The sequence below is a fragment of the Hoeflea sp. IMCC20628 genome (assembly GCF_001011155.1).
In the GTDB taxonomy this organism is placed as follows: Bacteria; Pseudomonadota; Alphaproteobacteria; order Rhizobiales; family Rhizobiaceae; genus Hoeflea.
Genome location: NZ_CP011479.1, coordinates 1,565,218 through 1,589,398, shown reverse-complemented (window position 1 = coordinate 1,589,398; position 24,181 = coordinate 1,565,218). Strand labels below are relative to the sequence as shown.

The window sequence follows — 24,181 nt, the reverse complement described above, 5'->3', positions numbered from 1 at the left end:
AGACACCCCATATAAGACCATGAGTCTGTCAGCGGCCCTTGAGTGCAGAGCTGCCGCCCCCACATGTGAGTCTTGAAATCAAGTGAACGACCGGAGCCTTATGGAATGAAAAATCCCTATGAAACCCTCGGGGTGAAGCCGAAGGCGACCGATCACGAGATCAGGGAGGCTTTCAAGAAGCTTGCCAAGAAATATCATCCTGACCTGCATCCCGACGATAAAACAGCGGAAACCAAGTTCAAGGAGATCTCCGGGGCCTATGACCTGTTGAAAGACAAGGACAAGCGGCGCAAGTTTGATGCCGGAGAGATCGATGCGTCAGGCGCCGAAAAGCAGCAGCAATATTATCGCGACTACGCCGGCGCCGGGGCATCGGGCAGCCATGCCCGGCAGGACGGGTTTGCCGGCAATGAGGGACTCGACGAGTTTTTCGCACAGGCCTTTGGCGGGCGTGCCGGCGGCATGGGCGGCGGCGGACGGGCCAACATGAAGGCGCGCGGCCAGGATGTCAGCTACACGCTGCGGGTCTCGTTCATGGACGCAGCCACCGGCGCGGTCAACACGCTGCAATTGCCCGACGGCAAGACGCTGAAGGTGACGATTCCGGAAGGCGCCGAGGACCGCCAGACCCTGCGGTTGAAGGGTCAGGGTGGGCCGGGTTACGGCGGCGGGCCCGCCGGAGACGCCTATATCGAACTTCACATTCAGCCCGACGCCCATTTTGTCCGCAAGGATGACAACATTCATCTCGACGTTCCGGTGACGCTGAAGGAAGCAGTGCTGGGCGCCAAGATCGAGGTGCCGACACTTTCGGGACCTGTCAGCCTGACGGTGCCCAAAGGCTCCAACACCGGCACCAAATTGCGGCTCAAGGATCGCGGCATCCGCAACAGGAAGACCGGCCAGAAAGGCCATCTCTATGTCACGCTGAAAGTGATGCTGCCGCAGGCCGACGAGCCGGAACTGGCGGCATTCCTAGAAAGCTGGACACCCGGCCATGCGCAAAATCCTCGCAAGGAGATACTGTCATGAGAAACCTTGAAGAGATCATTTCGCTGGTGCCGGATCTCAATCGCGAAGATCTGGACCGCTGGATTCAGGACTCGCTGATCGAAATGCAACAGGAGGCAGGCCACGCAGCACTCAGCGACAGGCAGTTTGCCCGCGTCCGGCTGATCTGCAGTCTGCGCTTTGACATGGATGTCGAGGAAGAGACCCTGCCGGTGGTGCTCGACCTGCTTGACCAGTTGCACGCCACCCGCGAGCGGCTCTACACGCTGAGCCAGGCCGTGCTGGCGCAGGACGAAGAGGTCAAGGCAGCGGTTCTGGAAGCGCTGTCACAGCGCAAATCAACCGACGGGAACTGAACCCGGACGGGCCACGGGCACCTGCCCTGCGGTGGCAACCCGCTGGCGGTGCGCTTCCAGGTTATCGTTCGAATGAAGCCATTTGAACGCGGCACGCATCAGCGGGGCGGATGGACCTGAACCGCCCCTGCATTTGAGCCGTCTGGATCATATCCCCGTAAAAGCCCATATCGCCAGACAGCTGGCGATGCCGACCACCACATTCATCACCAGCCCGACTTTCAGAAAATCGGCAAAGCGGTAGTTGCCGGCAGCATAAACCAGCGTGTTGGTCTGATAGCCGATGGGTGTGGCGAAGCTGGCCGAGGCGCCGAGCATGATGGCGTAGATCAGCGGCTTCGGGTCGATGCCGAGCGAAGTGGCGAGCCCGATCGCCATCGGCGTCAGGATCACGGCGACCGCATTGTTGGAGATCAGCTCGGTCAGCACCGATGTCAGCGCGTAGATGGCAAACAACACCACCAGCGGCGAAACGGTTTTCAGATAAGGCGTCACCGCATCGACAAGGCCTTGCACCACGCCGGTATTGTCCAGGCCACGACCGATGGCGAGCATGGCGAAAATCAGAACCAGGATGGAGCCGTCGATGGACTTCCAGGCGTCGTCGGCGTCGTCGCAACCGGCGAGCAGGATGACGCCCACGCCCAGAAGCGACAGGGTGACGATCGGCGCCACATTGAAAATCGAGAGCAGAATCACAGCGGTCATTGTCAGGATTGCCAGTCCCGCCCGGTGCCGCTTGTAGGGCCGCAATTTCGGCACTGACGCTGCGACAAAGCTCTCGGATTGAAGAATAACGGCAAGATCGCCCGGGCTGCCTTCCAGCAAAATGCGATCGCCAGCGCGCAATCGGACTTCGGACAGCTCGGGTCCCGGATTGTGCTTCCGCCGCGAAATGCCGAGCACCCGAACACCCGCCTTGAACCAGCCCAGATCGCGCAACTGGCGGCCACTGCTGCCCGCGTCGCCGGCATAGACCGCCTCGACCTTCTCGGTCTTCTGCTGATCCGCTGCCGCAAGCAGGGCCTTGAAATAACCCAGCACATAGTTCGGGTGGTCGTGCAGCGTCAGCAGTTCGGACTGATTGGCGCTGAAAATAACGAGATCATTGCTATGCAGTTCAAGCTCGGGATCGGGCTTCAGCCGTTCGGTGCCGCGCAGGATGGCGAGCACACGGGTTTTCGACAGCGCGCTGAAATCCGACAGCGGCCGGCCGGTGGAAGTCGTCTCGCCCTCGGTTCCGGCAGGCATGATGATTTTCACCTCTGACATGAACTCGGTGGCGCTGTCATCGGTCGCTTCCCCGGACACGATGTGCGAGGGCAGCAGTCGCGGCCCGAGCAGCAGCAATGTCAGTCCGCCCACCACCAGCGCCACCAGACCAAATGGCAGCAACTCGAGCATCCGCATCGGCTCCATGCCCTCGCGTTGCGCCACACCATCAATCAGCAGATTGGTCGAGGTTCCGATCAGCGTCAGCGTGCCGCCGAGGATCGCCATGTAGGACAGCGGAATCAGAACCTTGCTGGACGCGATATTGAGAGCGCCGGCCATTTTCGAGATGATCGGGATCAGCACGATCACCAGCGGCGTGTTGTTCATCAGGCCCGACGCCAGTGCCGCGCCGAGCAGCAGCAGCACAATCGCAATTGGCCCGCGCCTTTCCGACAATCCGACAAAATAGGACGACGCCGCATCGAGCACGCCGGTGCTGACCAGTGCAGAGGACAGGATGAACATCGCCGCAATGGTGATCGGCGCCGGGTTGGAAAACACCGCCAGCGCCTCCTCGGTCGAGACATATCCGAGCAGCAGGAACGCCGCAGCGCCGGCGGTGGCCACCGCGGCCGGCGGCAGTTTCTCGAACAGGAACCCGAGGAAGACCAGCCCGAGAATCACCGCAGAGAGCCCCGAAGGCGTGTCTCTCATGAACTCCGCAAAAAAATTTTCAATCATGAAACCGCCCGGGGCCGAGAGTGCACGTTTTGACACAAACGCGCTGGCAGCCCCGGAGTTGCGTGGCGAGACAGTTTATTATGCGCGGCCCGGCGCCCGCCTCATGCTCCCCGCCCGAAACGCCGTATTGGTGTGCAGCCTTGCTGAAGTTCTCACCTGTCGGGCGTTGACCAGTCGTTTTCCACCGATTTTCTGCGGCTCAGGCGCAGGGCGAGGCCGATGGAGACGCCGGCGCCAATGGCTACGGTCAGATCGACAAGAACGGTCAGGACCAGCGTCAGCAGTAAAAGCAAGACGTCGCTTTTCCTGCCGCGCGCGTATTCGCGCCATTTGTGAGGTTCGGTCATGTTCCATGCCGTGACAATGAGAAGTGCTGCCAGCGCCGGCATCGCCAGATAGCTTGCCAGCGGCGCCGCAAACATCATCACCAGCAAGATAACAGCGGCATGGACAAGCCCTGATACAGGCGTCTTGCCGCCTGCCTTGATGTTGGTCGCGGTGCGCGCAATGGCGCCTGTCGCCGGAAGACCGGTGAACAGCGCCGAGCCGATATTGGCAATGCCTTGCGCTGTCAGTTCGGCATTCGGCCGGTGCTGACCTTCGATCATCTTGTCGGCGACCATGGCTGACAGGAGCGATTCAACCCCGGCCAGAAAGGCGATGATGAAGGCCGATGGAAGCAGCTCGATCATGCGCGAGAGGGAAAGCTCGGGCAGTTGCGGCCACGGCATCTGGCTTGGAAGCTCGCCAAACCGCGAGCCAAGCGTATCGACGGGGAGCGACAGCAGCGCCACGAGAGCAGACCCGACCCCGACGGCCACGATAAGACCGGGAAAGCGGGGCGCGACGCGCCGCAGAACCACAATCAGGATGAGTGTAACAATCGCAACGGAAAAAGTCGCCGGGCTGAAAGTATCCAGCGACTCCCACAGCACCGGGATCTTTTCGAGGAAGTCGGCAGGCTCTTTATCAACGGCCAGACCGAGAAAGTCCGTCAACTGGCTGGTGGCGATAATGATGCCGATGCCGATGGTGAAACCGTTGACCACGGCTTCGGGAACAAAGGCGATCAGGTTTCCGGCCCGGAAGTAGCCGCCGACAAGCAGGATGATGCCCGCCATGAAGGTTGCCAGAACAAGGCCGTCATATCCATACTGGGCGATCACGGAGAAGACGACGACAATGAAGGCCCCTGTCGGGCCACCGATCTGAACCCGGCTGCCGCCAAACATCGAAATCAGAAACCCGCCGACGATGGCCGTGATAATCCCCTTGTCCGGGCCAGCCCCCGACGCAATGGCGATAGCCAGGCTCAGCGGCAGCGCAACCATGGCAACGGTAATGCCGGCCAGCAGGTCGCTGACAAAGAGCTTTAAGCTGTAGGTTTGAAGTGTGGTGAGAATTTTTGGCTGACGCATGTCGAGAACCCATTGCTAAAATTGCCGGTTTTGGGCGGCGGGATCGTCGGCAGGGCTGTCGGCGGTCGCCGTCGCGACTAAGTCTGTTCAGTTCGGCTTGCCCGTTCCAGAGGTTAGGTTTTTGAGCCTGACCCCGCGCCCGCCGGTGTCGCTGCGCGCGCCCTCCCCGATGAGTTCAATGCCCGCCTTGTCGAGGGCGTCAGCCACCTTTGTCAGTGTGTCGATGATGCCGCGGACATTGCCGTCGCTGGCTTCCATCCGCTGCACCGTTGGTAATGAGACGCCTGCCAACGCGGCAAGGGTTTTCTGGTCGATTCCAAGAAGCGCACGGGCGGCACGCAATTGTGAAGCGGTGATCATGGCCTGCCCTCTCGCGTCAACACTTAATATGAATGTATAATACTAGCATACTGATGTGTCAAACATGAATAGTGGTGCAATTAGCGTTAGGTGAAGGGGTCGGTTTCCAGGGGCGAAGACGAGGGGCCAAGCGTCGTCAGTGTCGAAAACGCATGAAAGGTGGACAGGAAAACCCGACCACCTCTCATGCAAATGGCGCACCGAACACCGGGATTCATGATCCGCTGATTCAGATGGCTTCTGGCGTGTAAATCAAGCCGATGTCAGGGGCGAACGATGGTGTAACCCTGTTCATCGAGTTCGATGATCGAAACCACGCCGGCGGGTACGACTTCGGCAAATTCGAAGATCGGCACATCCTTGCCGGATTTCTTCGCCATCGCCTCGCGGGTGTTGTTGCAGGCCTGGAACTCGACATTGGGCATGCTGGCGGCGAAATTCTTGATCCGCTCGGAAACCGGCGAGGTATCGGGACGCAGCATATGCAGCCCGGCATTGAAGGCGACGACCTTGATATCGACCATGTCGCCGCGCTCCGAATAGAGCCGCGAGACGTTTGCAGCCACATTCAAGACCGTGTTCATTTTCTGCGGATCACTGTCGCTGATCTGCAGCACCAGCTTGTGTTCGGCAGCAGTTGCCATTGCCGGCATCGCCAGCATGGCAACAGCAAACAGCACCGCCATCAGTTTTCCCAAGTGAAACATTTTATCCCTCCCGTTTGTTTTATTGAATCCACACATTCAAATTAATTGATGTGAAATGATGCGCAATCAAAAACATTCGGGGAGCCCGTCCCGCTTCAGCCGCAGATCTCGAACAGCCCCGCAGCCCCCATGCCGCCGCCGACGCACATGGAGACAACTGCGAGTTTGGCGCCGCGACGGCGGCCCTCGATCAGCGCGTGGCCGGTCATGCGGGCGCCGCTCATGCCGTAGGGGTGGCCGATGGAGATCGCACCGCCATCGACGTTGAGCTTTTCAGGATCGATGCCGAGTTTGTCGCGGCAGTAAAGCAGTTGCGAGGCAAAGGCCTCGTTGATCTCCCACAGATCGATATCATCGACCTTGAGTGCGTGGCGCCCCAGCAGGCGCGGAATGGCGAACACCGGACCGATGCCCATTTCCTCCGGCGCGCATCCGGCAACCGCCATGCCGCGAAAAATTCCGAGCGGCGAGAGCCCCCGCCGTGCCGCTTCCTCGCCGGACATGACGATCAGTGCCGAAGCACCATCGGACAATTGGCTGGCGTTGCCGGCGGTGACGACCTTGCCCTCGCCCATCACGGGCGCCAGGCCTTGGAGGCCTTCCAGCGTGGTTCCGGGGCGATTGCACTCGTCCTGGGTCAGCGTCGCCGCCTGTTCCCAGATTTCGCCGCTTTTCTTGTCCGTCACCGCCTTGACCGTATCCATCGCGACAATCTCTTCATCATAGCGCCCGGCAGTTTGCGCAGCAGCGGTGCGTTGCTGGCTTTCAAAGGCATAGATGTCCTGCGCCTCACGGCTGACGCCGTAGCGGCTGGCGACCAGTTCGGCAGTGTCGAGCATGCTCATGTAATAGCTGTCGGCAACGGTGCTGATCCGGTAGCGGTACTTGTTCCAATGCTCGTTCTGCACCAGCGAGATGGAATCGACACCACCGGCCATGGCGACCTCCACCCCGTCATGCATCACCTGATAGGCAGCAGCCGCGATTGCCGAAAGTCCCGAGGCGCACTGCCTGTCGACAGTGGCAGCGGCAACGCTGACCGGCAGACCCGCCGCAATCACCGCATGACGTGCGGCATTGACGCCAGTGGTACCCTGGGTGAGCGCCGAGCCCATGGTGAAATCCTCGATCTCGCCACCCTCAAGCCCGGCGCGCGATACCGCTGCGCGAATAGCATGCGCCATCAGCACCGGTGCTTGCGTTATATTGAAAGCGCCGCGATAGGCCTTGGCGATCGGTGTGCGGGCAGTTGAAACGATGACAGCGTCACGCATGAGGTTTTCCTCTCAGAGTTTTTCCAGACCGCACCAGTTGGCAATGAACAGGGCGGTGGCCTGCGTCACCCGTCGCACGGACTCGAGCTCGACGCGCTCGTTGAATCCGTGGATGGATTCGGCGCGAGGACCATAGACCAGAGCAGGCGTGTCGGCATAGAGCCCGAAGAACCGTGCATCGGTGGTGGCGGTGATGGCAATCTTGTCGAGGCTCGCACCGGTCACAGTGTGATGTGCGTGCTCAAGCGCCGAGATCGCCTGAACCGCGTCGGCGGAGCTGTCTTCTGACAGCGCGTAACCCTCGGCATGAAAGCCGTGATAGACAATTTCAGGCGCATTCTTGCTCAGAAACGGATGCGATTTCGCCGCTTCCGCCAGCACCGCCTCGATCTCTCGCTTGGCCTCGTCGAGGTTCTGGCCGGGAAACAGCCCCATGCGCACATCAAACACGCACCAGGCCGGCACCGAGCTGGTCCAGTCGCCGCCCTTGATCTTGCCGATATTGAGATTGAGCGCGTGGTTGTGCCCGGCATAGGCGCCATGGCGGCGCTCAGGTTCATTCCAGCGGTGCTCCATCTCGTGCAGGGCCGCAATCAGCGGAATCGCAGCCTCGATGGCGTTCGAGCCGCTGCCGGCATAGGCGACATGCACCGGGATGCCCTTGAGATGCACCTGGAACCACAACACGCCCAATTGCGCGGTCACCAGTTTTTCCTCAAACGGTTCCGGGATCAGCGCCGCATCGGCCTTGTAACCGCGCTGCAGGCAAGCCAGCGCGCCATTGCCGGTGCATTCCTCCTCGACCACCGACTGGATGAACACATCACCCGCTGGTGCAAAGCCCATGTGGCGCAACGCATCGAGCGCGAACAGGTTGGAGGCAAGCCCGGCCTTCATGTCGCCGGCGCCGCGGCCATACATCCAGCCATCCTCGATGCGCGGTTCGTAAGGCGGCGTATCCCACATATCCAGCGGACCTTCAGGCACCACATCGATATGGCCGTTGAGGATCAGGCTCTTGCCATTTCCGCCTTTGGTCCGATGCGTGCCGACCACATTGACCGCATCCTCGTAATTGCCGATCACCGGCGAGAACCCCGGCAGACGCGCAATATCCGCGACGTCGATGGTCCAGCGATCAACCTCATAGCCGCGCGCAGCAAGCTCGCCGGCCATGAAATCCTGCGCCGACTGCTCATTGCCGCGTGTCGACGGATGCGAGGTGAGTTCGGCAAGAAACTTGATCTCGCGGTCGAACACCGCATCCACTGCCTTGAGGATTGCTGTCTCGTCTGGGGTCGTCATTGTCATCCGCTCCTAAAACGTCGAAATCGGCCCGTAGGCCACGATCAGCGGCGCGCCGGTTGCCTCACATACTTCGTTCAGTGTGACGCCTTCGGCAATCTCGACAAGATGCAGGCCGTCCGGCTTGACGTCGCAAACCGCCATGTCGGTGTAGATACGGTGGACGCAGCCCACGGCCGTCAGCGGCAAGGTGCAGCGCTCGAGGATCTTCGGATTGCCGTGCTTGTCTGTGTGCGTTGTCAGAACACCGACCCGGCGGGCCTTTTGCGCCAGTTCGATTGCGCCGCCAACACCTGCTGCAAACTTGCCCGGAATGATCCAGTTGGCGAGATCACCATTGGCAGCGACTTCGAAAGCGCCGAGCAGGGTCAGATCGAGCCGTCCTCCCCGCACCAGCGCGAATGACACCGCGCTGTCGAAGAAAGATCCGCCCGCAGCACAGGTGATGTAACCGCCGCCGGCATCAATCAGATTGCGATTGGCTTCCCCGGCTGCCGCCAGCCCGCCGACCCCGGCAATGCCGTTTTCGGAATGCAGGCAAACCGGACAATCGGTGGCGACAAAGTTCATCACCTGCGTCGGCAAACCTATCCCCAGATTGACCGTCATACCGGGTTTGATGTCGAGAGCCGCACGGCGCAGCATTCTGTCCTTAGCGCTTGACGACACCATACACCTCCGGGAGTTCGGCGAGGGCCACCAGGTGATCGACAAACGGCGCCGGCGTATGAACGCCGTCAGGATCGATGCTGCCGATCGGCGTGATGGTTTCCACTTCAGCGATGGTGCATTCGGCTGCCATTGCCATCAGGGGATTGAAATTCCGCGCCGTTGCCTCGTAGACGAGATTTCCGCCGGTGTCGGCGCGGGCCGCATGAACCAGCGCAAAATCAGCTTCCAGCGCCGGCTCAACCAGATAGGTCTCGCCGTCCATTTCGACCCGTTGTTTGCCTTCGGCGAGCAGAGTGCCGATGCCAATGTCGGTGACAAAGCCCTTCAGCCCGGCGCCGGCGGCCCGAATGCGTTCAGCCAGGATTCCCTGGGCGACAAACTCGACTTCGATCTCACCGGCATTCATCATCCGCACGGCATTGCCATTGAGACCAATGTGACTGGTGATCAGGCGTTTGACCATTCCAGCCTGAAGCAGCCAGTCGACCCCCATTCCCGGTTCATTCGCGTCGTTCTTGATGATGGTCAGGTTTTTCGGGCCCTGCCGGACCAGTTCCTCGATCATCAGGAACGGCGTTCCGGGGACGCCGAACCCACCGATCATGACGCGGGCGCCATCGGAAATCTGCCCAATGGCGTCAGCGATGGCCGTGGATTTGTTCAATACCGGCACTACCCGTTCACCGGCAAGTTCATTTCAGCCGCCATTGCATCCAGACACTCGATCAGGGTGGCGATGATTTCACCGATCTGGCTTTCGTTGATGATGAGCGGCGGGCAGACCAGGAAATGATCGCCCTCCAGCCCGCCGCGGGTGCGGCGCGAATAGATGATCAGGCCGCGCTCATAGGCAAGATCGACCAGCCGATTATAGGCATTGAGCCCTTTGGGCAACGGGGTCATGGTTTCGCGGTCGGAGACAAGCTCGAAAGCCAGCAACAGCCCCTTGCCGCGAACATCGCCAATGAAGGGATAGCGGTCCATCAGTTTGGCCAATTCAGCCTTGAGCAGATCACCCATATCCCTGGCGTTGTCGATCAGCTTGAGGCGATCCATTTCCTCCAGCACCGCGCAACCGGCGGCACAAGCGAGCGGATTGCCGGCATAGGTGAAGCCATGCATGAATCCGCCGGTATCGAGCACTTTGTCGACGATTGCATTCTGCGCCACCATGGCGCCGAGCGGAGAATAGCCCGCAGCAAAGCCCTTCGACAGCGCAACAATATCCGGGATCACGCCCCAATGCTCGGAGGCGACAAACTTGCCGGTGCGACCGGCTCCGGTCATCACCTCGTCATAGATCAGCAGGATGCCGAACTCGTCGCAGATCTCTCGGATGCGGCCGTAATAACTGTCGGGTGCGACCAGCGCGCCGGTGGAAGCGCCGCCGACGGGCTCCATGATGAAGGCCAGCACGGTTTCCGGCCCTTCAGCGATGATCTTGTCACGCAGCATCTCGGCATATTTGATGCCGCGATCTTCGTCGCTGAGATTGTCGCGGTCGAGATAGCACAGCGGCGCCGGGATCTTTGGCATTTGCCGGAACATCGGCTCAAACGGCTTGGTCAACGGGTCATAGCCGGTCAGCGCCACGGCCCCGAGCGTGCCGCCGTGATAGGACGGAAACCTCGAGATCACCTTCCAGCGGCTTGCCTCTCCAATCGCCAGCGCATATTGCCGCGCCAGCTTGATGGTGCTTTCCACCGCTTCAGAACCACCCGAAACAAAGAACACCCGGTCAAGACCTTCCGGCATCCGCTCGGCGGTCATCCGCGCCAGTTTCTCCGCCGCCTCGTTCTGGAAATGCAGGCGATAGCCGAAGGTCGCCTTGTCCATCTGCGCTTTCATCGCTGTGAGCACATTGGCATTGGAATGGCCGATATTGGACACCATGGCGCCACTCGAGCCATCGAGATAGCGTTTCCCTGTCGTGTCATAAAGATAGATGCCCTCGGCCCGGTCGAGCATCGGCCGGGTCAGACGCGACTGGTAGAACAGATTGGATTTGATTTCAGTGGCCATGGCGATGTCTATCCAGCTCTTCAATTGCAACAAGGCCATTGCACATCAAGCCAGCGGACCCGGCCGCAATTGCGGTGCCAGTCGTCTTGGTGACAGCGGTCATATCACACCCCTTCTCTGTTCAATGGAGTACCGGGCTGTTGTGCTGCGCCGGAAATATCGGCGCCGCATCAGCCCTGAATGATGGTGTCGCACGGCGGCTCACTATCGATCAAACAGATATCGTCAATCATGACCATAGATGAAATTTATGATCGCACCGGACCATCAGCCTCTTGTTCCGGCGATCTTGGCTGCGGTCGAAACAGTGTGGCGCGTGCAACGAGCCTGCTCTCGAGCCTCCGGCGATCTGATTTCCCTCGCGCGTAGGTTGACCATCCGGCAAGTCCTCTCAATCAAGATCAACCGGCTGCTCCGGAACTTCACGGCAAAACGCCCAAATAAGATCCGGCATGGCCGTTATCGGCAATTGCACCGTACAATGCTATGGGTTAGGATTCTTGCCAGGGGTGGGAAAAGTGACAACAATCAGACAACTTACATTTCAGTTGCGCCAATGAGCGCACAGGAATCCGCAGTTTTCGAGTTTATCGAGCGAATTGACAAGCATCCTTCAATGGATGCCTTGCTGGACGACCTGTTGCAGGTTTCCAACGCCTTCGGCTTCACGCACATGATTTATACCGGCCTTCCCGTCGGCAACGCGCCCATAGCCCCTTTGGTCAAGTCCAACCGGTTCCCAACAGAACTGTGGAACAGGTACATTTCAGAGGACTATTCCAAGACCGACCCGGTTTGCCAGCAGATGTTGTCGACAATGATGCCTTTCGCCTGGAGTGAAGTGGAACCGCGTTTCGCCGAAAGGGAAGGTGCTGCACGCGTTATCGGTGAATCCGCAGACCACGGCATGTCCGATGGTTACATCGTGCCGGTTTTTTCGCGCGATGAATGGCTGTCCGCCGTCTCCTTTGGCGGGCCGCGGAGGCTGGAATTGACCGCCAGGGAGCGCGGCGCCATCAATCTGATGGCGATTTACGCATCCTCGGCAATCGAGCGGCAGCAAAACAGGCAACCCTCCTCGCGCGGAAAATTGACCTTCCGCGAAAGAGAAGTGCTGTTGTGGACCTCAGCGGGAAAATCCTGCTGGGATGTGTCGGTCATTCTGGGTGTCAGCGAACAGACCGTGCGGTTTCACACCGCCCAGATCCGTCACAAACTCAACGCCTCCAACACCACCCATGCCGTGGCGCGGGCTTTGCAGCAGGGCGAGATCACCCTCGATCAACTGGCGGAATCGCTAGGCGACATGCACTGAGACGACGGACTATCCTTTCCGCCTGAACAAGGGGAAAGGATATGATCGAAGCTCATGTTGTCAATGCCCGTAACAAGCATCTTTATGAACGTCCGTTCCTGACGTTCCTTCAACGCCACCACGAACACTGTGCTGTCGGCGATCGCCGGTCACTGCTGAGCGGTGACGGGCCGGAACTTGATCCCTTCGACACCCCTCAGGCGACCTATCTGCTCGGCATGCTGGAGGATCAGGTGATCTCTTCTGCACGGCTGACGCCAACAACCATCGCCAACCACATGTCTGAAGAATTTTCGGACATGTGCGAGCACATCCGCCCGTGTCACCCCGATTGGGCGGATCTGTCGCGAACCTGTGTCCTGCCTGAATACCGCGACACCGGCGCCAACGACACCTTTGGCCAGATGCTTTGCGCGGTGATGGAGTTCTGCCTTGATGAGGGCATTACCCACACCGGCGGAGTGATGCGGCAATTCCTTCTCAAAAACTGGCTCGATCTGGGCTGGAACGTCATCCCTGCGGGACTGCCCCGCCTCCTGTCAGGAGAATGGCATCTGGTGGCCTATGTCGATGTCAACGAAATATCGCTCAGGTCTGGACGTCTTCACGCAGGGATTGATCGCCCTCTGGTGGTTCGCAACGGCGCTCAGATCCCTTTCATAAAACTTTCACGCAGCCCCACTATGGAGACCGTCTCATGACAGAAAAAACATCAAACAATGATCAGACTGTCTCACTCTTGAAGATTCAGGGCCTGCTGGCGGGCGCCTATGAGCTGTCCCGGGGCACTGACAAGGAATTGCTGTCTTATCTCATCAAGATGGCGCGGATGGAGGTGCATGCCCAGTTCGAAACCAACGAAGCCGGGTTTGACCGGATCGAAAAACCGGGTGACATGGATCGGTTGTGATCGCCGGCCCGCGCATATTACAATAAAGTGCAGCCGCACGCGCATTGTCAAACCAGAGCGGCGTGGCACCGGTGCCTGGCCACTGGGCTACGCTGACCTGGAGCGAGCAAGCTCCCCCGCCGATTTTCGTTCGCCGGTTTTCACGTTTCCTTAAAACCGTTTGGATAGGTTTGAATGGCGAGTTTTCCGACTGGAAAAGCATGATGCGCACTCGCGCCGCCGGTTTGACCTGAACAGATCCCGGAATGTTCCAGCACGGATTTTCACGATGCGCCAGCATCTTGCACATCTGAACCGATGCACATGCCCGGTCGGTTGTCCGACACGACGCCATCCGGTTTTCAGTCTAGGAGTTTATTGTGGCAGGTCAGAAGACAGACAAGGGCAAGTCCCCGAAAAAGAATGGTGGCAACATGATGGGCATGCTGTCGAAGGTTTTTGCTCTTATCGCTGCGGTTCTCGCAACCTTGTTTTTCGCCGCCGTGTTCGATGTCGGGCATCTGGGTCTGCATCACATACTGGGCGGTTACGCCATCGGGCTGGTGCCACTGTTTGCGATCCTGACCATTGCCGCCATGCTGCTGACCCCCAAACCCGACGCAGACATTGAAGCGCAATCAGCCAAGATCGCCGGACTGACGGATTCCGTGTCAAAGGTCACCTCGCAGATCATCGCGCTTCAGGACCAGCTGGATTCGCTCAACGGCCAGGACAACGAGACACTGAGAGCCCGCAACAAGGAACTTCAGGCCGAGCTGGATGCCATCCATCAGGTCGAGCGCGACAAGGTTGACGGTCAAATCGAAGCGTTGCGCAAGCGCAATGAGGAACTTGAAGAGCAGATCAAGACATGGGCCTTTGAAGCTGTCGGCAAAAGCGTCAGCGGCGAGCAGGTCAAGCCGATGAAAGCGGCCTGACCGCCGACTCCCGAAATCCTCGGCTGGAAACAGACCTTGCGACGCTGATGAGGCGTCGGAAGGGTCCTCTGTTTCGTCCGGCTCTAATCCAGAAGCAGATCTTCGACAATCAGCGAAAGCAACTGGGCGCGGCCGGTCACTCCGACCTTGCGGTATATCGCATTACACTGCGACTTCACGGTTCCCTCGGAGGTGCCGCGAAGCTCAGCCGTTTCCCGGGTGGAAAACCCCTTGATCACCAGCCAGGCAACATCAAGTTCGGCTCGCGTCAGACCCCAACGCTCAAATTTCTCGTTGACCACCTTGGCAAAAGCACCAGATGCTGAACGCAAGGCGTCCTCTGCCTGCAATTGGCTGCGGCGCGCCACCGCCACCGACCGCATGCCCAGCACGGAACCGATGATCAGCCCGAAGCTTGCCGAAATTTCCAGCGCCTCGCGCAACTGCCAGCTTGTGCCGCCGCGCTGCAGGCCGAATATCGACATGGCAAGGCTCGCAACAAATGCGCCGGCGCACAAAACCTGAACCGCGACGAAGAACCAAAGCAAGATATTGGGTTTTTTCAAAACTTCATTCTCATATGGACCTGCTGAATTTTCGAAGGCGCCGGTGGAGCTTTCCCCGGGATTGCGAGATCAAGGCTGCCCGCCGGGACCACCCGGACCGCCAGCGCCACCTGGTCCTCCTGGACCGCCGGGACCAGGCCCGCCGCGGCTCGACTCCCCACCGATAATTACGGTCTGGCTGGGAGTGTCCGTCACCGGTGCCTGTTCGATCGTGGTCCAGTTATCCTGTAGGATCTGGTTCGAGCCGCGGGTCAGCAGAATTTCACGTTCGTAAAGACCATTGGAAACGGTGACCACAATGCGTCCGAGCCATGTGTATCGCTTTGAAAGGACAACAAAGCCTTGCTCGTCAAGCAGATCGGAAAAACCCGGACTCAAGGTTTGCGCCTGCAGCGGGCCTGCAAGCGCCAGAGTAAAAATGCTCGCGTAAAGCAAGGACCGTTTCATGTCAGTTTCCTTTCCCAGAGTCCGATGACCAGGTTGGGCGGACAGGTGTATCACCACTCGCCAGTCCATACACGATCATCATTCGATAAAACAGCATCGGTTGCTGTCGGCGAATACGGCACCGACAGATGCACCACCGCTTCAGATGCCGGGTGGGCGTACTCGTAAAGTGCGTGTGTGTTGGCAATCAGTTGATTGGCAATCATGCTGCTCGGGAAGAGCAGCACCGCTGCAAGCTGCAGATAGGCAGGGTTCAAAATCCGTAACATTGTTCAATTCCATTGTGAAAGCGGGGATGTGTCGCCGCGCGTGAGAACCAGGTGCGGAAGCATCGTGGGAAACGGTCACTTCGGCACTTGGTCCTGTTCAGATGAAAGCACTACGAAGCACTTGTGCGTTTTCGATAAGCTGGCCGGCAACCATCCAGGTCGGGACGAGCAGCAGCACTGCAAGCTGCAGATAAGCAGGGTCTAGAAATCGCGACATTGTTCAATTCCTTGGGGGCGCCACGCCGGGATCCGTGCGCGGGGGAAAACAGGTGCCGAAGCATAGCCATGAACGAAAGCTCCGGCACCCGGTTCAGTCAGAGGTCAGAGGTCAGATGCCGGGTTACGGACGGCCGCCAGCGCCTTCACCGCCTCGGCCCTCGCCACCAGGTCCTTCACCACCACGGCCTTCGCCACCAGCACCTTCGCCGTCAGACCCTTCGCCACCGCCGGCTTCCGGGCCGGAGAATCCTTCAGCCTCATTACCCGGACCGCCGGGACGTCCACCTTCAAGATCGGCAACCTCGATCCCAGCAGCTTCCATTTCGGCAGCACCCAAATCCCGCAACTCGCGCTCGGCATCCTGCAGAGCCCGTGCGTCATCCGCATTGGCTTCCATCACGTCCCTGCGGTCGTCGCCGGTCAGCCCGTCCAGGGCCGCTTCCATCCCGGACCGGAATGCATCACTGGAAGCCTTGAGAGTATCAAAAGAGGCCTGCAGCGTGTCACTGAAGGTAAAGCTTGTCTCCGCTTCCTGGGCGACAGCCGCAACGGGAACGGACAGAATGAACAGGCCGGCAAATGCGGTCGCGAATGATTTTCTCTTCGACATGTGATTTTTCCTTCTCTGTTGTCCGGCAGACGAACGTGATGTGTTCGCTGGTCCGGTGAGACAGAGATGCAGTGATCAGCCGAAGAGAGCCATCTGCCAAAAGATGGTTTTGGGGGGCATCAACCCTCAGGTCGAAGCGCATCAACCAAAGGTATAGGCCGGTTACAGGCCATTTCCGCCCGACCGACAAGCTTCGCGATGGCTCAGGCCAGATCGACTGGCACACCCGTCGCCAGCGACGTCGCTGCCGCATCGGCAATCATCTGCGCGGCAAGGCCGTCGCGGATGCCGGGGGACGGCGCCTGGCCTGATTGCAGGCAGGCAACGAAATGCGCCATTTCCGCCAGATAGGCCCCGGCATAGCGCTCGAGAAAGAAATGCTGAGCCGGTGCTGCACAAAACCCAGCGCCGCTGGCGAGCTCAACATTGTTTTCGGGCACATTGTTGGCCTTGAGTAAACCCAAAGAGCCGTGCACTTCGGCTCGCTGATCATAGCCATAGGTGGCGCGGCGGGAATTGGAGATCTGGCAGATCCTGCCCGACGCGGTCGTCAGCACAGCAACAGCGGTGTCGACATCACCGGCCTCGCCGATCGCCGGATCGACCAGCGCCGAACCGGTGGCATAGACCCGGACAATTTCTTCGCCGAGCAGAAACCGCGCCATGTCGAAATCATGGATCATCATGTCCCGAAACAGACCGCCTGAACTTTTGATATAGGAAACCGGCGGCGGGGACGGGTCACGCGACAGGATGGTGACCAGTTCGACGTCGCCAATGTCGCCCGCAGCGATTCGTGCGCGGATGCCGGCGAAGCCAGCGTCAAAGCGGCGGTTGAAGCCGGTCAGGAACGGCACGCCGCTCGCATCGACGGTTTTGATGCAGTCGCGGATGCGGTCGGCGGACATGTCGACCGGTTTTTCACAAAAAATCGCCTTGCCTGCCTTTGCACTCATCTGGATCAGATCGAAATGTGTGTCGGTCGGCGTGCCGATGACCACCGCGTCGATGTCGGGACTGGCGATCATCTCCTCGGCGCTCATGACGCTGGCGCCGGTTTTTTGGGCCAGCGCATTGGCTGCATCCGGAAACGCATCCGTGACTGCTGCCACCTGTGCGCCCTCAACCATGAACAGGCTGCGGGCATGGACCTGGCCAATGCGGCCGCAACCGAGAATTCCGATCTTCAACATGTCTCAGGCTTTCTGTTGCGATGCGCCAAAGGCGCGGATGACAGTGCGGGCGGCGGCCATCACCGGATCGTGGGTTTCCTTGAGGATCGTCACCCGGTCAAAGCGCTCCGGATCGCGGTTGACCGCTTCGCGCAATGCTGCGCCAAAGGCCATCCTCAGCTCGGTGCCGATGTTGAACTTGCAGATGCTGGAGCCGGTGGCAAGCGCCTTGCGCTGCGTCAGCGGAACGCCGGACCCGCCATGGATGACCAGCGGCACGGTCGTCAGTTTCTCGATGGCGCGGATCCGCGGCTCGTCGAGCCCGCCCTGCTTGTCCTGCTGCAGATGCACATTGCCGACCGAAATCGCCATCGCGTCGACACCGGTCTCGCGGGCGAAGCGTGCGGCCTCTTCCGGATCGGTGCCGGCGGAATTCTCGCCGCCGGAATAGCCGACAAAACCGATTTCGCCCTCGCAGGAAATGCCGGCGGCATGGGCCATTTCGGCAATGGCCGCGGTCTCGTCGATGTTCTGCGAAAGCTCCTTGCGCGAGCCGTCGAACATCAGCGAGGTAAAACCGCTGTCGAGCGCCTCCTTGCATTCTTCGAATGTGTAGCCGTGATCGAGATGGGCAACCACCGGCACGCTGGCATTTTCAGCCAGATAGCGGAACATCTTGCCCAGCACCGGCAAGGGCGTATGCGCCCGGCAGGATGGCCCCGCCTGCAGGATCACCGGGGCGCCCTCGGCTTCGGCAGCGGCCACATAGGCGCGCATGTCCTCCCAGCCAAGTGTGACCAGACCGGCAACGGCATAGCCATGCTTGAGTGCCGGCTGAAGCACCTCGGCAAGTGTTGCAATGCTCATTTGAACTTCGCCACCATGTCCTTGATGCCCGGGATCGTTTCGATCTGATAGGCATGCGTCGGCTGGAAATACTGCACCAGCGAGCGCTGGCTCAGCCCGCCCAGGATGGTGAAATAATACATCTCGTAGCCCGGCAGCACCGCGCAGGGGTGGTAGCCTTTGTCGATGCAGATCGTCGAGCCGTCGACGATGTGATAGGCGTCGCCGGGCTTGTTGTCCTCTCGCTGCAGCATCTGCACGCCGGAGCCGTGATTGGGCCGGAAGCGGAAATTGTAGGTCTCGTCGTGACGGGTCTCGTCCGGCAACCGATCAGTATCGTGCTTGTGGCTGGGGAACCCCGACCAGCCGCCCTGCCCGACCGTGAACAGCTCGCTCACCAGCAGTCGCCCGACCTTGCCGTGATGTTTCTGGCCCAAGATGTGCTTGATCTTGCGGTGGGTTTTTGTGTCGTCGGAGCCGTATTGGATCTTGTCGAGTCCGTCGGCGCGGACATCGAACGGGTCGAGAACCTTGTCGTATTTGGCACCCGCAATGAAGACTTCGGTCGCCTCGGAGACGCAGATGATCGTCACCTTGGCGCCGACCGGCGCGTAAACGCCCTCCGGCTCGCCGTCCCAGACATCGACACCGCGATTGCCAAGCGCCACGAAACCGACGCCCTCGACATCGACATCGACCGTGCCGGTGGCAGGCACGATGCAGGTCTCGTAGCCGGGCACCTGATAGGCAAAGGCTTCGCCCTTCTTCAGCTTGACGATGTTGAAATAGTTCAGCGGAACGCAGGAATCCTCCGCATCGACGATCGGTTTGTTGTGGTTGTCATAGGGCGCGATATGCATGGAGTCGGATCCTTTCGGGTGACGTGCGGCTCAGACGGAGGTCGGGCCGGGATGCGAGGACAGGAAGGCTTCGAGCTCGGCAGTGACGGGCATGGCGGGCGCGCAACCGGGCCGCGACACCACGATGGAGGCGCAAGCCGAGCCGCGCAGCACCGCGTCGCGCAGCTCCCGGCCTTCGCCAAGCCCTGCCAGCAGGCCGGCCATGAAACTGTCGCCGGCGCCGGTGGGCTTGAGGGCTGCTGCGGGATAAATCCCGGTGCGCAGTTCCTCGCCTTCCGCAAATGCAATGGCGCCCTCGGGCCCCATCTTGTAGACGACGATGCCGGCGCTGGTAGCCGCCAGTTCACGCGCCTTGTCGAGCCCCTTGTCGATGCCGCCGGCCATGAAGCCGAACTCCTCGTCATTGCCGACAATGACATCGGCCATGGCGCCGGCGCGCGACAGCACCTCTTCGGCAACCTCGGCGGAGGGCCAGGAATAGGGCCGGTAATCAACATCGAAAATGATCGGCAGACCGGCAGCGCGGGCCAGCTCAAAAGCCCGGAAGGTGGCCGAGCGCGAGGGTTCGGCAGCAAACACCGTGCCGGCGGTGATCAGCGCGCCGAAGCTCATGTAATCCACCGCCTCGACATCGACGATGTCCATCTGGAAATCGGCGGCATTGTTGCGGTAGATGACACTTTGATGCTCTTCGACGCGGGTCTCGTAGACCGCCAGCGAGGTGCGGCATTCGCCGGTGATCGCCTGCACGTGGCTGCGGTCGACGCCGTAATGATCAAGCTGGTTGAGGCAGTACCAGCCGACCGCATCATCGGACACCTTGGTGACCAGGGCCGCCTTGCAGCCGAGCTTGACCAGGCCCGCTGCGATATTGGCGCTCGAGCCGCCCATGGCCACCATCATCGAGGTTGCGTCACGGGTGCGGGTGCCGGCGGGATCAGGCGACAGATCCATGCCGACGCGTCCGATGACCAGAAAATTCCGCGTCTTGATGCCGTCGAGACTGCTCATGTCCGGCCCTCGGCATTGCCGGCGCGCGCCGCATCAAGCACTTCCGGATAGGGATAATTGAGACCGAGAAGCTGGCGCATGTCGGGGCTGGCGGCATCGATGAAGGATTGCGGCAGGGCAGCCGGCATGTCTTCCATCGGCTTGACCCATTTCGGCAGATACTGGATCAGGATGGCGCTGCGGTCGTGATCAGACGTATTGGGCATGGCGCAGTGCCAGGTGACGCCGTAAAACAGCGCCACATCGCCGGGTTCGCCGGTCATCCGCTCGCAGCGATCATAGAATTTGTCCTCGGCAGTCGGATAGCGCAGCTCTCTCTGGCTTCCCGGTACATAGCCGGTGGCGCCGCTCTCAGTGGTGAACGGATCAAGGATCACGGAGACCTGGGCATTCATCGGGAACGAGCCGTTAAAGCCGACCGGATGGGTTTCGGGCTTGTGGAAATCCCAATAGGGATAATCGACATGCGGCTCCTGCCCCGGCCCGCCCGGCAGAATCCGGTTGGCGGCAATCGAGCCCATGATGAATTCGGTGCCTAAAAACCTGCGCAGGATATCCATCAGCACCGGGTGGGCCGCCATGCGCGAAAACACCTCGCCCTTGGCCAGCAGGTTCCAGACCCGGCGCTGCAGGTTGATCTTGCCCTCTTCCGCCGCTGCGCCCTGAAAATGCGTCACCTTCTCGGATTCGTTTTCTGAATGCGCCATAACGATGGCGCGGGCTTTGGCCACGTCCTCGGGCGAAAACAGCCCTGAAATGGTCACCGCCCCGCCGCCATGCAGCAGTTCGTCGATGACAATGTCGGGATCGGCGTTTTCGGCAGTGAAGCGCTTCATCTCAAACGCCTTTGCGCTGTTTGGAGCGGGTCGCTTCCTGCTCTTCATGCGCGGCCTTGACCTTGGGATTGTCGGTCACATGCGGCGTGCCGACTTCCCACCAGGTGTGGCCCTGATCGGTCCAGGCATCATGGGCTGCAACCTTCATGACGATCACATGGGTCTTTTGGCTCACCTTGGCGCGCGTGAAGGCCTCCCCGAGCTCGGCCGGATTGGACACGGTCTCCGAGATCGCGCCCATCGACGCCGCATGGGCTTCGAAATCCACGGCAAAGGGTTCGTCTATGGTCGGGCAATCGGCGATCAGGTTGTTGAAGCTCTCATTGCCGGTGTTGTTCTGCAGCTTGTTGATGACGGCAAAGCCGCCATTGTCGAGCACCAGGATGATCAGCTTCTTGTTGCTCAGCACCGAGGAATAGATGTCGGAATTCATCAGCAGATAGGCGCCATCGCCGACAAAGACGATGGTGTCCTTGTCCGGCTCGCGCTCGGATTGGGCGATACGTGCGCCCCAGCCACCGGCGATCTCGTAGCCCATGCAGGAAAAACCGAACTCGACATCGACTGTGCCGAGCGACAGCGTGCGCCAGTTGGCCGTCACTTCGGCCGGCAGACCGCCCGCGGCTGTGACCACCCGGTCGCGCGGATCGCACAGCGCGTTGACCACGCCAATGGCCTGCGCATAGGAATTGGGCCTATTGCCATGCGCCACATTGCCAGCGACATAGTCATCCCAGGCCTTGCGCTTGTCCAGCGCCGAGGCAGTCCAGTCCGACGGCGCGCTATAGCCGTCAAGTGCTGCGCCCAGCGCCTCAATCCCCAGCTTTGCATCGCCGACAACCGGCATCGACAGATGTTTTGCCGCATCGTGGCGGGCGGCATTGAGCGAGATGATGCGAGCGGATTTGTCGAACGCGGTCCACGAACCGGTGGTGAAATCCTGCAGCCGCGTGCCGACTGCCAGAATCACATCCGCAGTCTCGGCAATGGCATTGGCGCTGTCCGAACCGGTGACGCCGACCGGGCCGATGTTGAGCGGATGGGTGGCAAGCAGATTGGCCCGCCCGGCGATGGTTTCGATCACCGGGATCTGATGGGCTTCGGCGAAGGCTGTCAGTTCGACCGTGGCGCGGGAATACTGCACGCCGCCTCCGGCGATGATTACCGGGCGCTTGGCGGCCTTGAGCAGCGCTGCGGCATCGTCGATTTCGCGCGCATCAGGCGCCTGACGGCGGATGCGGTGCAGCTTTTTGGCGAACATTTCCACCGGATAGTCATAGGCCCAGCCCTGCACGTCCTGCGGCAGGCCCAGAAAGGCCGGGCCGCAATCGGCCGGATCGAGCATGGTGGCAATCGCCGCGGGGAGTGACTGGATGATCTGCGCCGGATGGGTGATCCGGTCCCAGAACCGCGACACCGGTTTGAAGGCATCATTCACACCGATGGTCGGATTGCCGTAATGCTCGAGCTGCTGCAGTACCGGATCAGGCAGTCGGGTGATGAAGATATCTCCGCACAGCATCAGCATCGGCAGCCGGTTGGCGTGTGCCAGCGCCGCCGAGGTCAGCAGATTGGCTGTTCCCGGCCCGGCCGAGGCGGTGCAGAACATGAAGCGCTGTCTGAGCCATTGCTTGGAATAGGCGGCCGCGGCAAAGCCCATGCTTTGCTCGTTCTGGCCGCGATAAAGCGGCAGTTCGGCGCGCGCATCATAGAGCGCTTCCCCCAGACAGGTGACATTGCCGTGGCCGAAAATGCCAAAGCCGCCACCGCACAGGCGCATTTCCTCCCCATCGATTTCGATGAACTGATTGGCGAGATAACGGATGATGGCTTGAGCCGTCGTCAGACGTATCGTGTTCCCGGTCATGCGCCGAGGCCTCCCTTTTTCTGGCAAGCTGCACCGGAATTCTCCGGTTTCCAAAATGCCGCTTGCGAAACTCCACTTCCGAAGATACAAAATTTGCAACCGGTTGCAAACTCTATTTCACGATAGGCCCGAATATGCGTGACATCGGCATTGGCATTGTTGGCGGAGGCTATATGGGCAAGGCCCATGCGGTAGCCATGGCAAGCGTTGGCGCGGTGTTTGACACCGGGCTGCGGCCTCGGCTGGAAATGGTCTCCGCCGGATCACCCAACTCAGCCGAGCGCTATCGCGCGGCCTATGGCTTCGCCCGCGCGGCAGCCGACTGGCGCGAACTGGTTGCCGATCCGAAGGTCGAGGCCATCGTCATCGCCTCGCCGCAATCGACCCACCGGGCCATTGCCGAGGCAGCCTTTGCACTGGGCAAGCCAGTGCTGTGCGAAAAGCCGATGGGGGCGTCACTGGAGGACAGCCGCGCCATGGCCGAGGCTGCGGAAAAAAGCGGTGCGGCCAATATGGTCGGCTTCAACTATATCCGCACGCCGGCGAGCCAGTTTGCCCGGCAACTCATTGCCGATGGCGAGATCGGCGAAATCACCTGGTTTCGCGGCGAGCACACCGAGGATTTTCTCGCCGACCCGCAGACGCCTGCGAACTGGCGCACGACAGGCGAGGCCAACGGCACCATGGGCGATCTCGCTCCGCACATGATCAACGCAGCGCTGGCACTGGTCGGGCCGATCCGGTCATTGATTGCCGAGGTCGAGACGGTGCATGTCATCCGCCCCGGCGGCACAGTCAGCAATGACGATCAGGGCCAGATGATGTGCCGCTTTGAAAACGGTGCCGGCGGCGGCGCCATGGGGCAGATGCATTTCATCCGCATAGCGACGGGCCGCAAGATGGGCTACGCCTACGAGATCACCGGCACCAAGGGGGCCATCCGTTTCGACCAGGAAGACCAGAACGCGCTGTGGCTTTACAAGATGGACGAGCCGGAAGCGGTGCGCGGTTTCCGAAAAATCCTCACCGGCCCGGCCCATCCCGACTATCTGCCGTTCTGCCAGGGCCCCGGCCACGGCACCGGCTATCAGGACCAGATCATCATCGAGGCGCGGGATTTCCTGCGCGCCATCGAGACCGGAAAGCCGGTATGGCCGAGCTTCCGCGACGGGTTGGCGGTCAACGAAATCGTGGCGGCGGCGCTCGCCTCGTCGCAATCAAAATCATGGCAGACACTCGACGGGATCGAGTAAGC

Annotated in this window: 26 protein-coding genes; 7 read left to right on the top strand and 19 right to left on the bottom strand. The window is 60.4% G+C overall.

Features of this window, described 5'->3' with window-relative positions:
• Positions 1 to 105 precede the first annotated feature (105 nt).
• Positions 106 to 1,032: a DnaJ C-terminal domain-containing protein gene (locus IMCC20628_RS07470; protein ID WP_047029706.1), complete on the top strand. Its 927-nt coding sequence runs from the start codon at positions 106 to 108 to the stop codon at positions 1,030 to 1,032.
• The gene (locus IMCC20628_RS07465) at positions 1,029 to 1,367 is read left to right on the top strand and encodes a chaperone modulator CbpM (protein WP_047029705.1); all 339 of its coding nucleotides are present in this window, start codon (positions 1,029 to 1,031) and stop codon (positions 1,365 to 1,367) included. The genes IMCC20628_RS07470 and IMCC20628_RS07465 overlap by 4 nt, the downstream gene beginning before the upstream one ends.
• Positions 1,368 to 1,514: 147 nt before the next feature.
• Here the strand turns inward: IMCC20628_RS07465 and IMCC20628_RS07460 are convergent, their stop codons facing one another.
• The 9 genes from IMCC20628_RS07460 to IMCC20628_RS07420 form a co-directional block, all read right to left on the bottom strand.
• A complete protein-coding gene (locus IMCC20628_RS07460) occupies positions 1,515 to 3,296 on the bottom strand; it encodes an SLC13 family permease (protein WP_197078409.1) in 1,782 nt (593 codons plus the stop codon).
• Positions 3,297 to 3,475: 179 nt separating this feature from the next.
• Positions 3,476 to 4,741, bottom strand: coding sequence for a SulP family inorganic anion transporter (locus tag IMCC20628_RS07455; protein ID WP_047029703.1), 1,266 nt, complete (start codon positions 4,739 to 4,741; stop codon positions 3,476 to 3,478).
• 87 nt (positions 4,742 to 4,828) lie between these two features.
• A complete protein-coding gene (locus IMCC20628_RS07450; protein WP_047029702.1) occupies positions 4,829 to 5,101 on the bottom strand; it encodes a helix-turn-helix transcriptional regulator in 273 nt (90 codons plus the stop codon).
• Between the two features lie 263 nt (positions 5,102 to 5,364).
• Positions 5,365 to 5,808, bottom strand: a complete 444-nt coding sequence (locus IMCC20628_RS07445; protein WP_245307894.1) for a DsrE family protein — start codon at positions 5,806 to 5,808, stop codon at positions 5,365 to 5,367.
• 95 nt (positions 5,809 to 5,903) lie between these two features.
• A complete protein-coding gene (locus IMCC20628_RS07440; RefSeq protein WP_047029701.1) occupies positions 5,904 to 7,082 on the bottom strand; it encodes an acetyl-CoA C-acyltransferase in 1,179 nt (392 codons plus the stop codon).
• 12 nt (positions 7,083 to 7,094) lie between these two features.
• A complete protein-coding gene (locus tag IMCC20628_RS07435; RefSeq protein WP_082128050.1) occupies positions 7,095 to 8,387 on the bottom strand; it encodes an ArgE/DapE family deacylase in 1,293 nt (430 codons plus the stop codon).
• A 12-nt stretch (positions 8,388 to 8,399) separates the two neighbouring features.
• Entirely contained in the window at positions 8,400 to 9,032 is a 633-nt protein-coding gene (locus tag IMCC20628_RS07430) for a 3-oxoacid CoA-transferase subunit B (protein WP_082128049.1), read from the bottom strand.
• A gap of 7 nt (positions 9,033 to 9,039) precedes the next feature.
• Positions 9,040 to 9,732, bottom strand: coding sequence for a CoA transferase subunit A (locus IMCC20628_RS07425; RefSeq protein WP_047029698.1), 693 nt, complete (start codon positions 9,730 to 9,732; stop codon positions 9,040 to 9,042).
• Entirely contained in the window at positions 9,732 to 11,081 is a 1,350-nt protein-coding gene (locus IMCC20628_RS07420) for an aspartate aminotransferase family protein (protein ID WP_047032351.1), read from the bottom strand. The genes IMCC20628_RS07425 and IMCC20628_RS07420 overlap by 1 nt, the downstream gene beginning before the upstream one ends.
• 241 nt (positions 11,082 to 11,322) lie before the next feature.
• Here IMCC20628_RS07420 and IMCC20628_RS07415 point away from each other — a divergent pair, with 241 nt between their 5' ends.
• The 4 genes from IMCC20628_RS07415 to IMCC20628_RS07400 all read left to right on the top strand — a co-directional run bounded on the left by IMCC20628_RS07415 (position 11,323) and on the right by IMCC20628_RS07400 (position 14,223).
• Positions 11,323 to 12,396, top strand: a complete 1,074-nt coding sequence (locus tag IMCC20628_RS07415) for a LuxR family transcriptional regulator (RefSeq protein ID WP_082128048.1) — start codon at positions 11,323 to 11,325, stop codon at positions 12,394 to 12,396.
• A 41-nt stretch (positions 12,397 to 12,437) separates the two neighbouring features.
• Positions 12,438 to 13,097 (top strand): acyl-homoserine-lactone synthase, encoded by a 660-nt coding sequence (locus tag IMCC20628_RS07410; RefSeq protein ID WP_047029696.1) that lies wholly within the window; start codon positions 12,438 to 12,440, stop codon positions 13,095 to 13,097.
• Entirely contained in the window at positions 13,094 to 13,306 is a 213-nt protein-coding gene (locus IMCC20628_RS07405) for a hypothetical protein (RefSeq protein WP_047029695.1), read from the top strand. Before IMCC20628_RS07410 ends, IMCC20628_RS07405 begins: the two co-directional genes overlap by 4 nt.
• A gap of 359 nt (positions 13,307 to 13,665) precedes the next feature.
• Positions 13,666 to 14,223, top strand: a complete 558-nt coding sequence (locus IMCC20628_RS07400; protein ID WP_047029694.1) for a hypothetical protein — start codon at positions 13,666 to 13,668, stop codon at positions 14,221 to 14,223.
• A gap of 83 nt (positions 14,224 to 14,306) precedes the next feature.
• On the opposite strand, the gene IMCC20628_RS07395 is transcribed toward IMCC20628_RS07400, so the two are convergent.
• The 10 genes from IMCC20628_RS07395 to iolD form a co-directional block, all read right to left on the bottom strand.
• On the bottom strand, positions 14,307 to 14,789 hold the full coding sequence (locus IMCC20628_RS07395; RefSeq protein ID WP_052766337.1) for a helix-turn-helix transcriptional regulator: 483 nt from the start codon (positions 14,787 to 14,789) through the stop codon (positions 14,307 to 14,309).
• Between the two features lie 69 nt (positions 14,790 to 14,858).
• Positions 14,859 to 15,236, bottom strand: a complete 378-nt coding sequence (locus IMCC20628_RS25390) for a hypothetical protein (RefSeq protein ID WP_047029693.1) — start codon at positions 15,234 to 15,236, stop codon at positions 14,859 to 14,861.
• Positions 15,237 to 15,286: 50 nt separating this feature from the next.
• On the bottom strand, positions 15,287 to 15,505 hold the full coding sequence (locus IMCC20628_RS07385; protein ID WP_047029692.1) for a hypothetical protein: 219 nt from the start codon (positions 15,503 to 15,505) through the stop codon (positions 15,287 to 15,289).
• Positions 15,506 to 15,845: 340 nt separating this feature from the next.
• Positions 15,846 to 16,334 carry a hypothetical protein gene (locus IMCC20628_RS07380; RefSeq protein ID WP_047029691.1) on the bottom strand — a complete coding sequence of 163 codons (489 nt, stop codon included), beginning with the start codon at positions 16,332 to 16,334 and terminating at the stop codon, positions 15,846 to 15,848.
• A gap of 203 nt (positions 16,335 to 16,537) precedes the next feature.
• Positions 16,538 to 17,527 (bottom strand): inositol 2-dehydrogenase, encoded by a 990-nt coding sequence (gene iolG / locus IMCC20628_RS07375; protein WP_047029690.1) that lies wholly within the window; start codon positions 17,525 to 17,527, stop codon positions 16,538 to 16,540.
• Positions 17,528 to 17,530: 3 nt separating this feature from the next.
• On the bottom strand, positions 17,531 to 18,373 hold the full coding sequence (locus tag IMCC20628_RS07370; protein ID WP_047029689.1) for a class II fructose-bisphosphate aldolase: 843 nt from the start codon (positions 18,371 to 18,373) through the stop codon (positions 17,531 to 17,533).
• Positions 18,370 to 19,212, bottom strand: a complete 843-nt coding sequence (locus IMCC20628_RS07365) for a 5-deoxy-glucuronate isomerase (protein WP_047029688.1) — start codon at positions 19,210 to 19,212, stop codon at positions 18,370 to 18,372. The genes IMCC20628_RS07370 and IMCC20628_RS07365 overlap by 4 nt, the downstream gene beginning before the upstream one ends.
• Before the next feature lie 30 nt (positions 19,213 to 19,242).
• Positions 19,243 to 20,223: a 5-dehydro-2-deoxygluconokinase gene (iolC, locus tag IMCC20628_RS07360; protein WP_047029687.1), complete on the bottom strand. Its 981-nt coding sequence runs from the start codon at positions 20,221 to 20,223 to the stop codon at positions 19,243 to 19,245.
• Complete coding sequence (locus tag IMCC20628_RS07355) at positions 20,220 to 21,059, bottom strand: phytanoyl-CoA dioxygenase family protein (protein WP_047029686.1); 840 nt, start codon at positions 21,057 to 21,059, stop codon at positions 20,220 to 20,222. The genes iolC and IMCC20628_RS07355 overlap by 4 nt, the downstream gene beginning before the upstream one ends.
• 1 nt (position 21,060) lies before the next feature.
• Entirely contained in the window at positions 21,061 to 22,926 is a 1,866-nt protein-coding gene (gene iolD / locus IMCC20628_RS07350) for a 3D-(3,5/4)-trihydroxycyclohexane-1,2-dione acylhydrolase (decyclizing) (RefSeq protein WP_047029685.1), read from the bottom strand.
• A 134-nt stretch (positions 22,927 to 23,060) separates the two neighbouring features.
• Here iolD and IMCC20628_RS07345 point away from each other — a divergent pair, with 134 nt between their 5' ends.
• Positions 23,061 to 24,179 (top strand): Gfo/Idh/MocA family oxidoreductase, encoded by a 1,119-nt coding sequence (locus IMCC20628_RS07345; RefSeq protein WP_197078407.1) that lies wholly within the window; start codon positions 23,061 to 23,063, stop codon positions 24,177 to 24,179.
• The last annotated feature ends 2 nt before the right edge of the window (positions 24,180 to 24,181 follow it).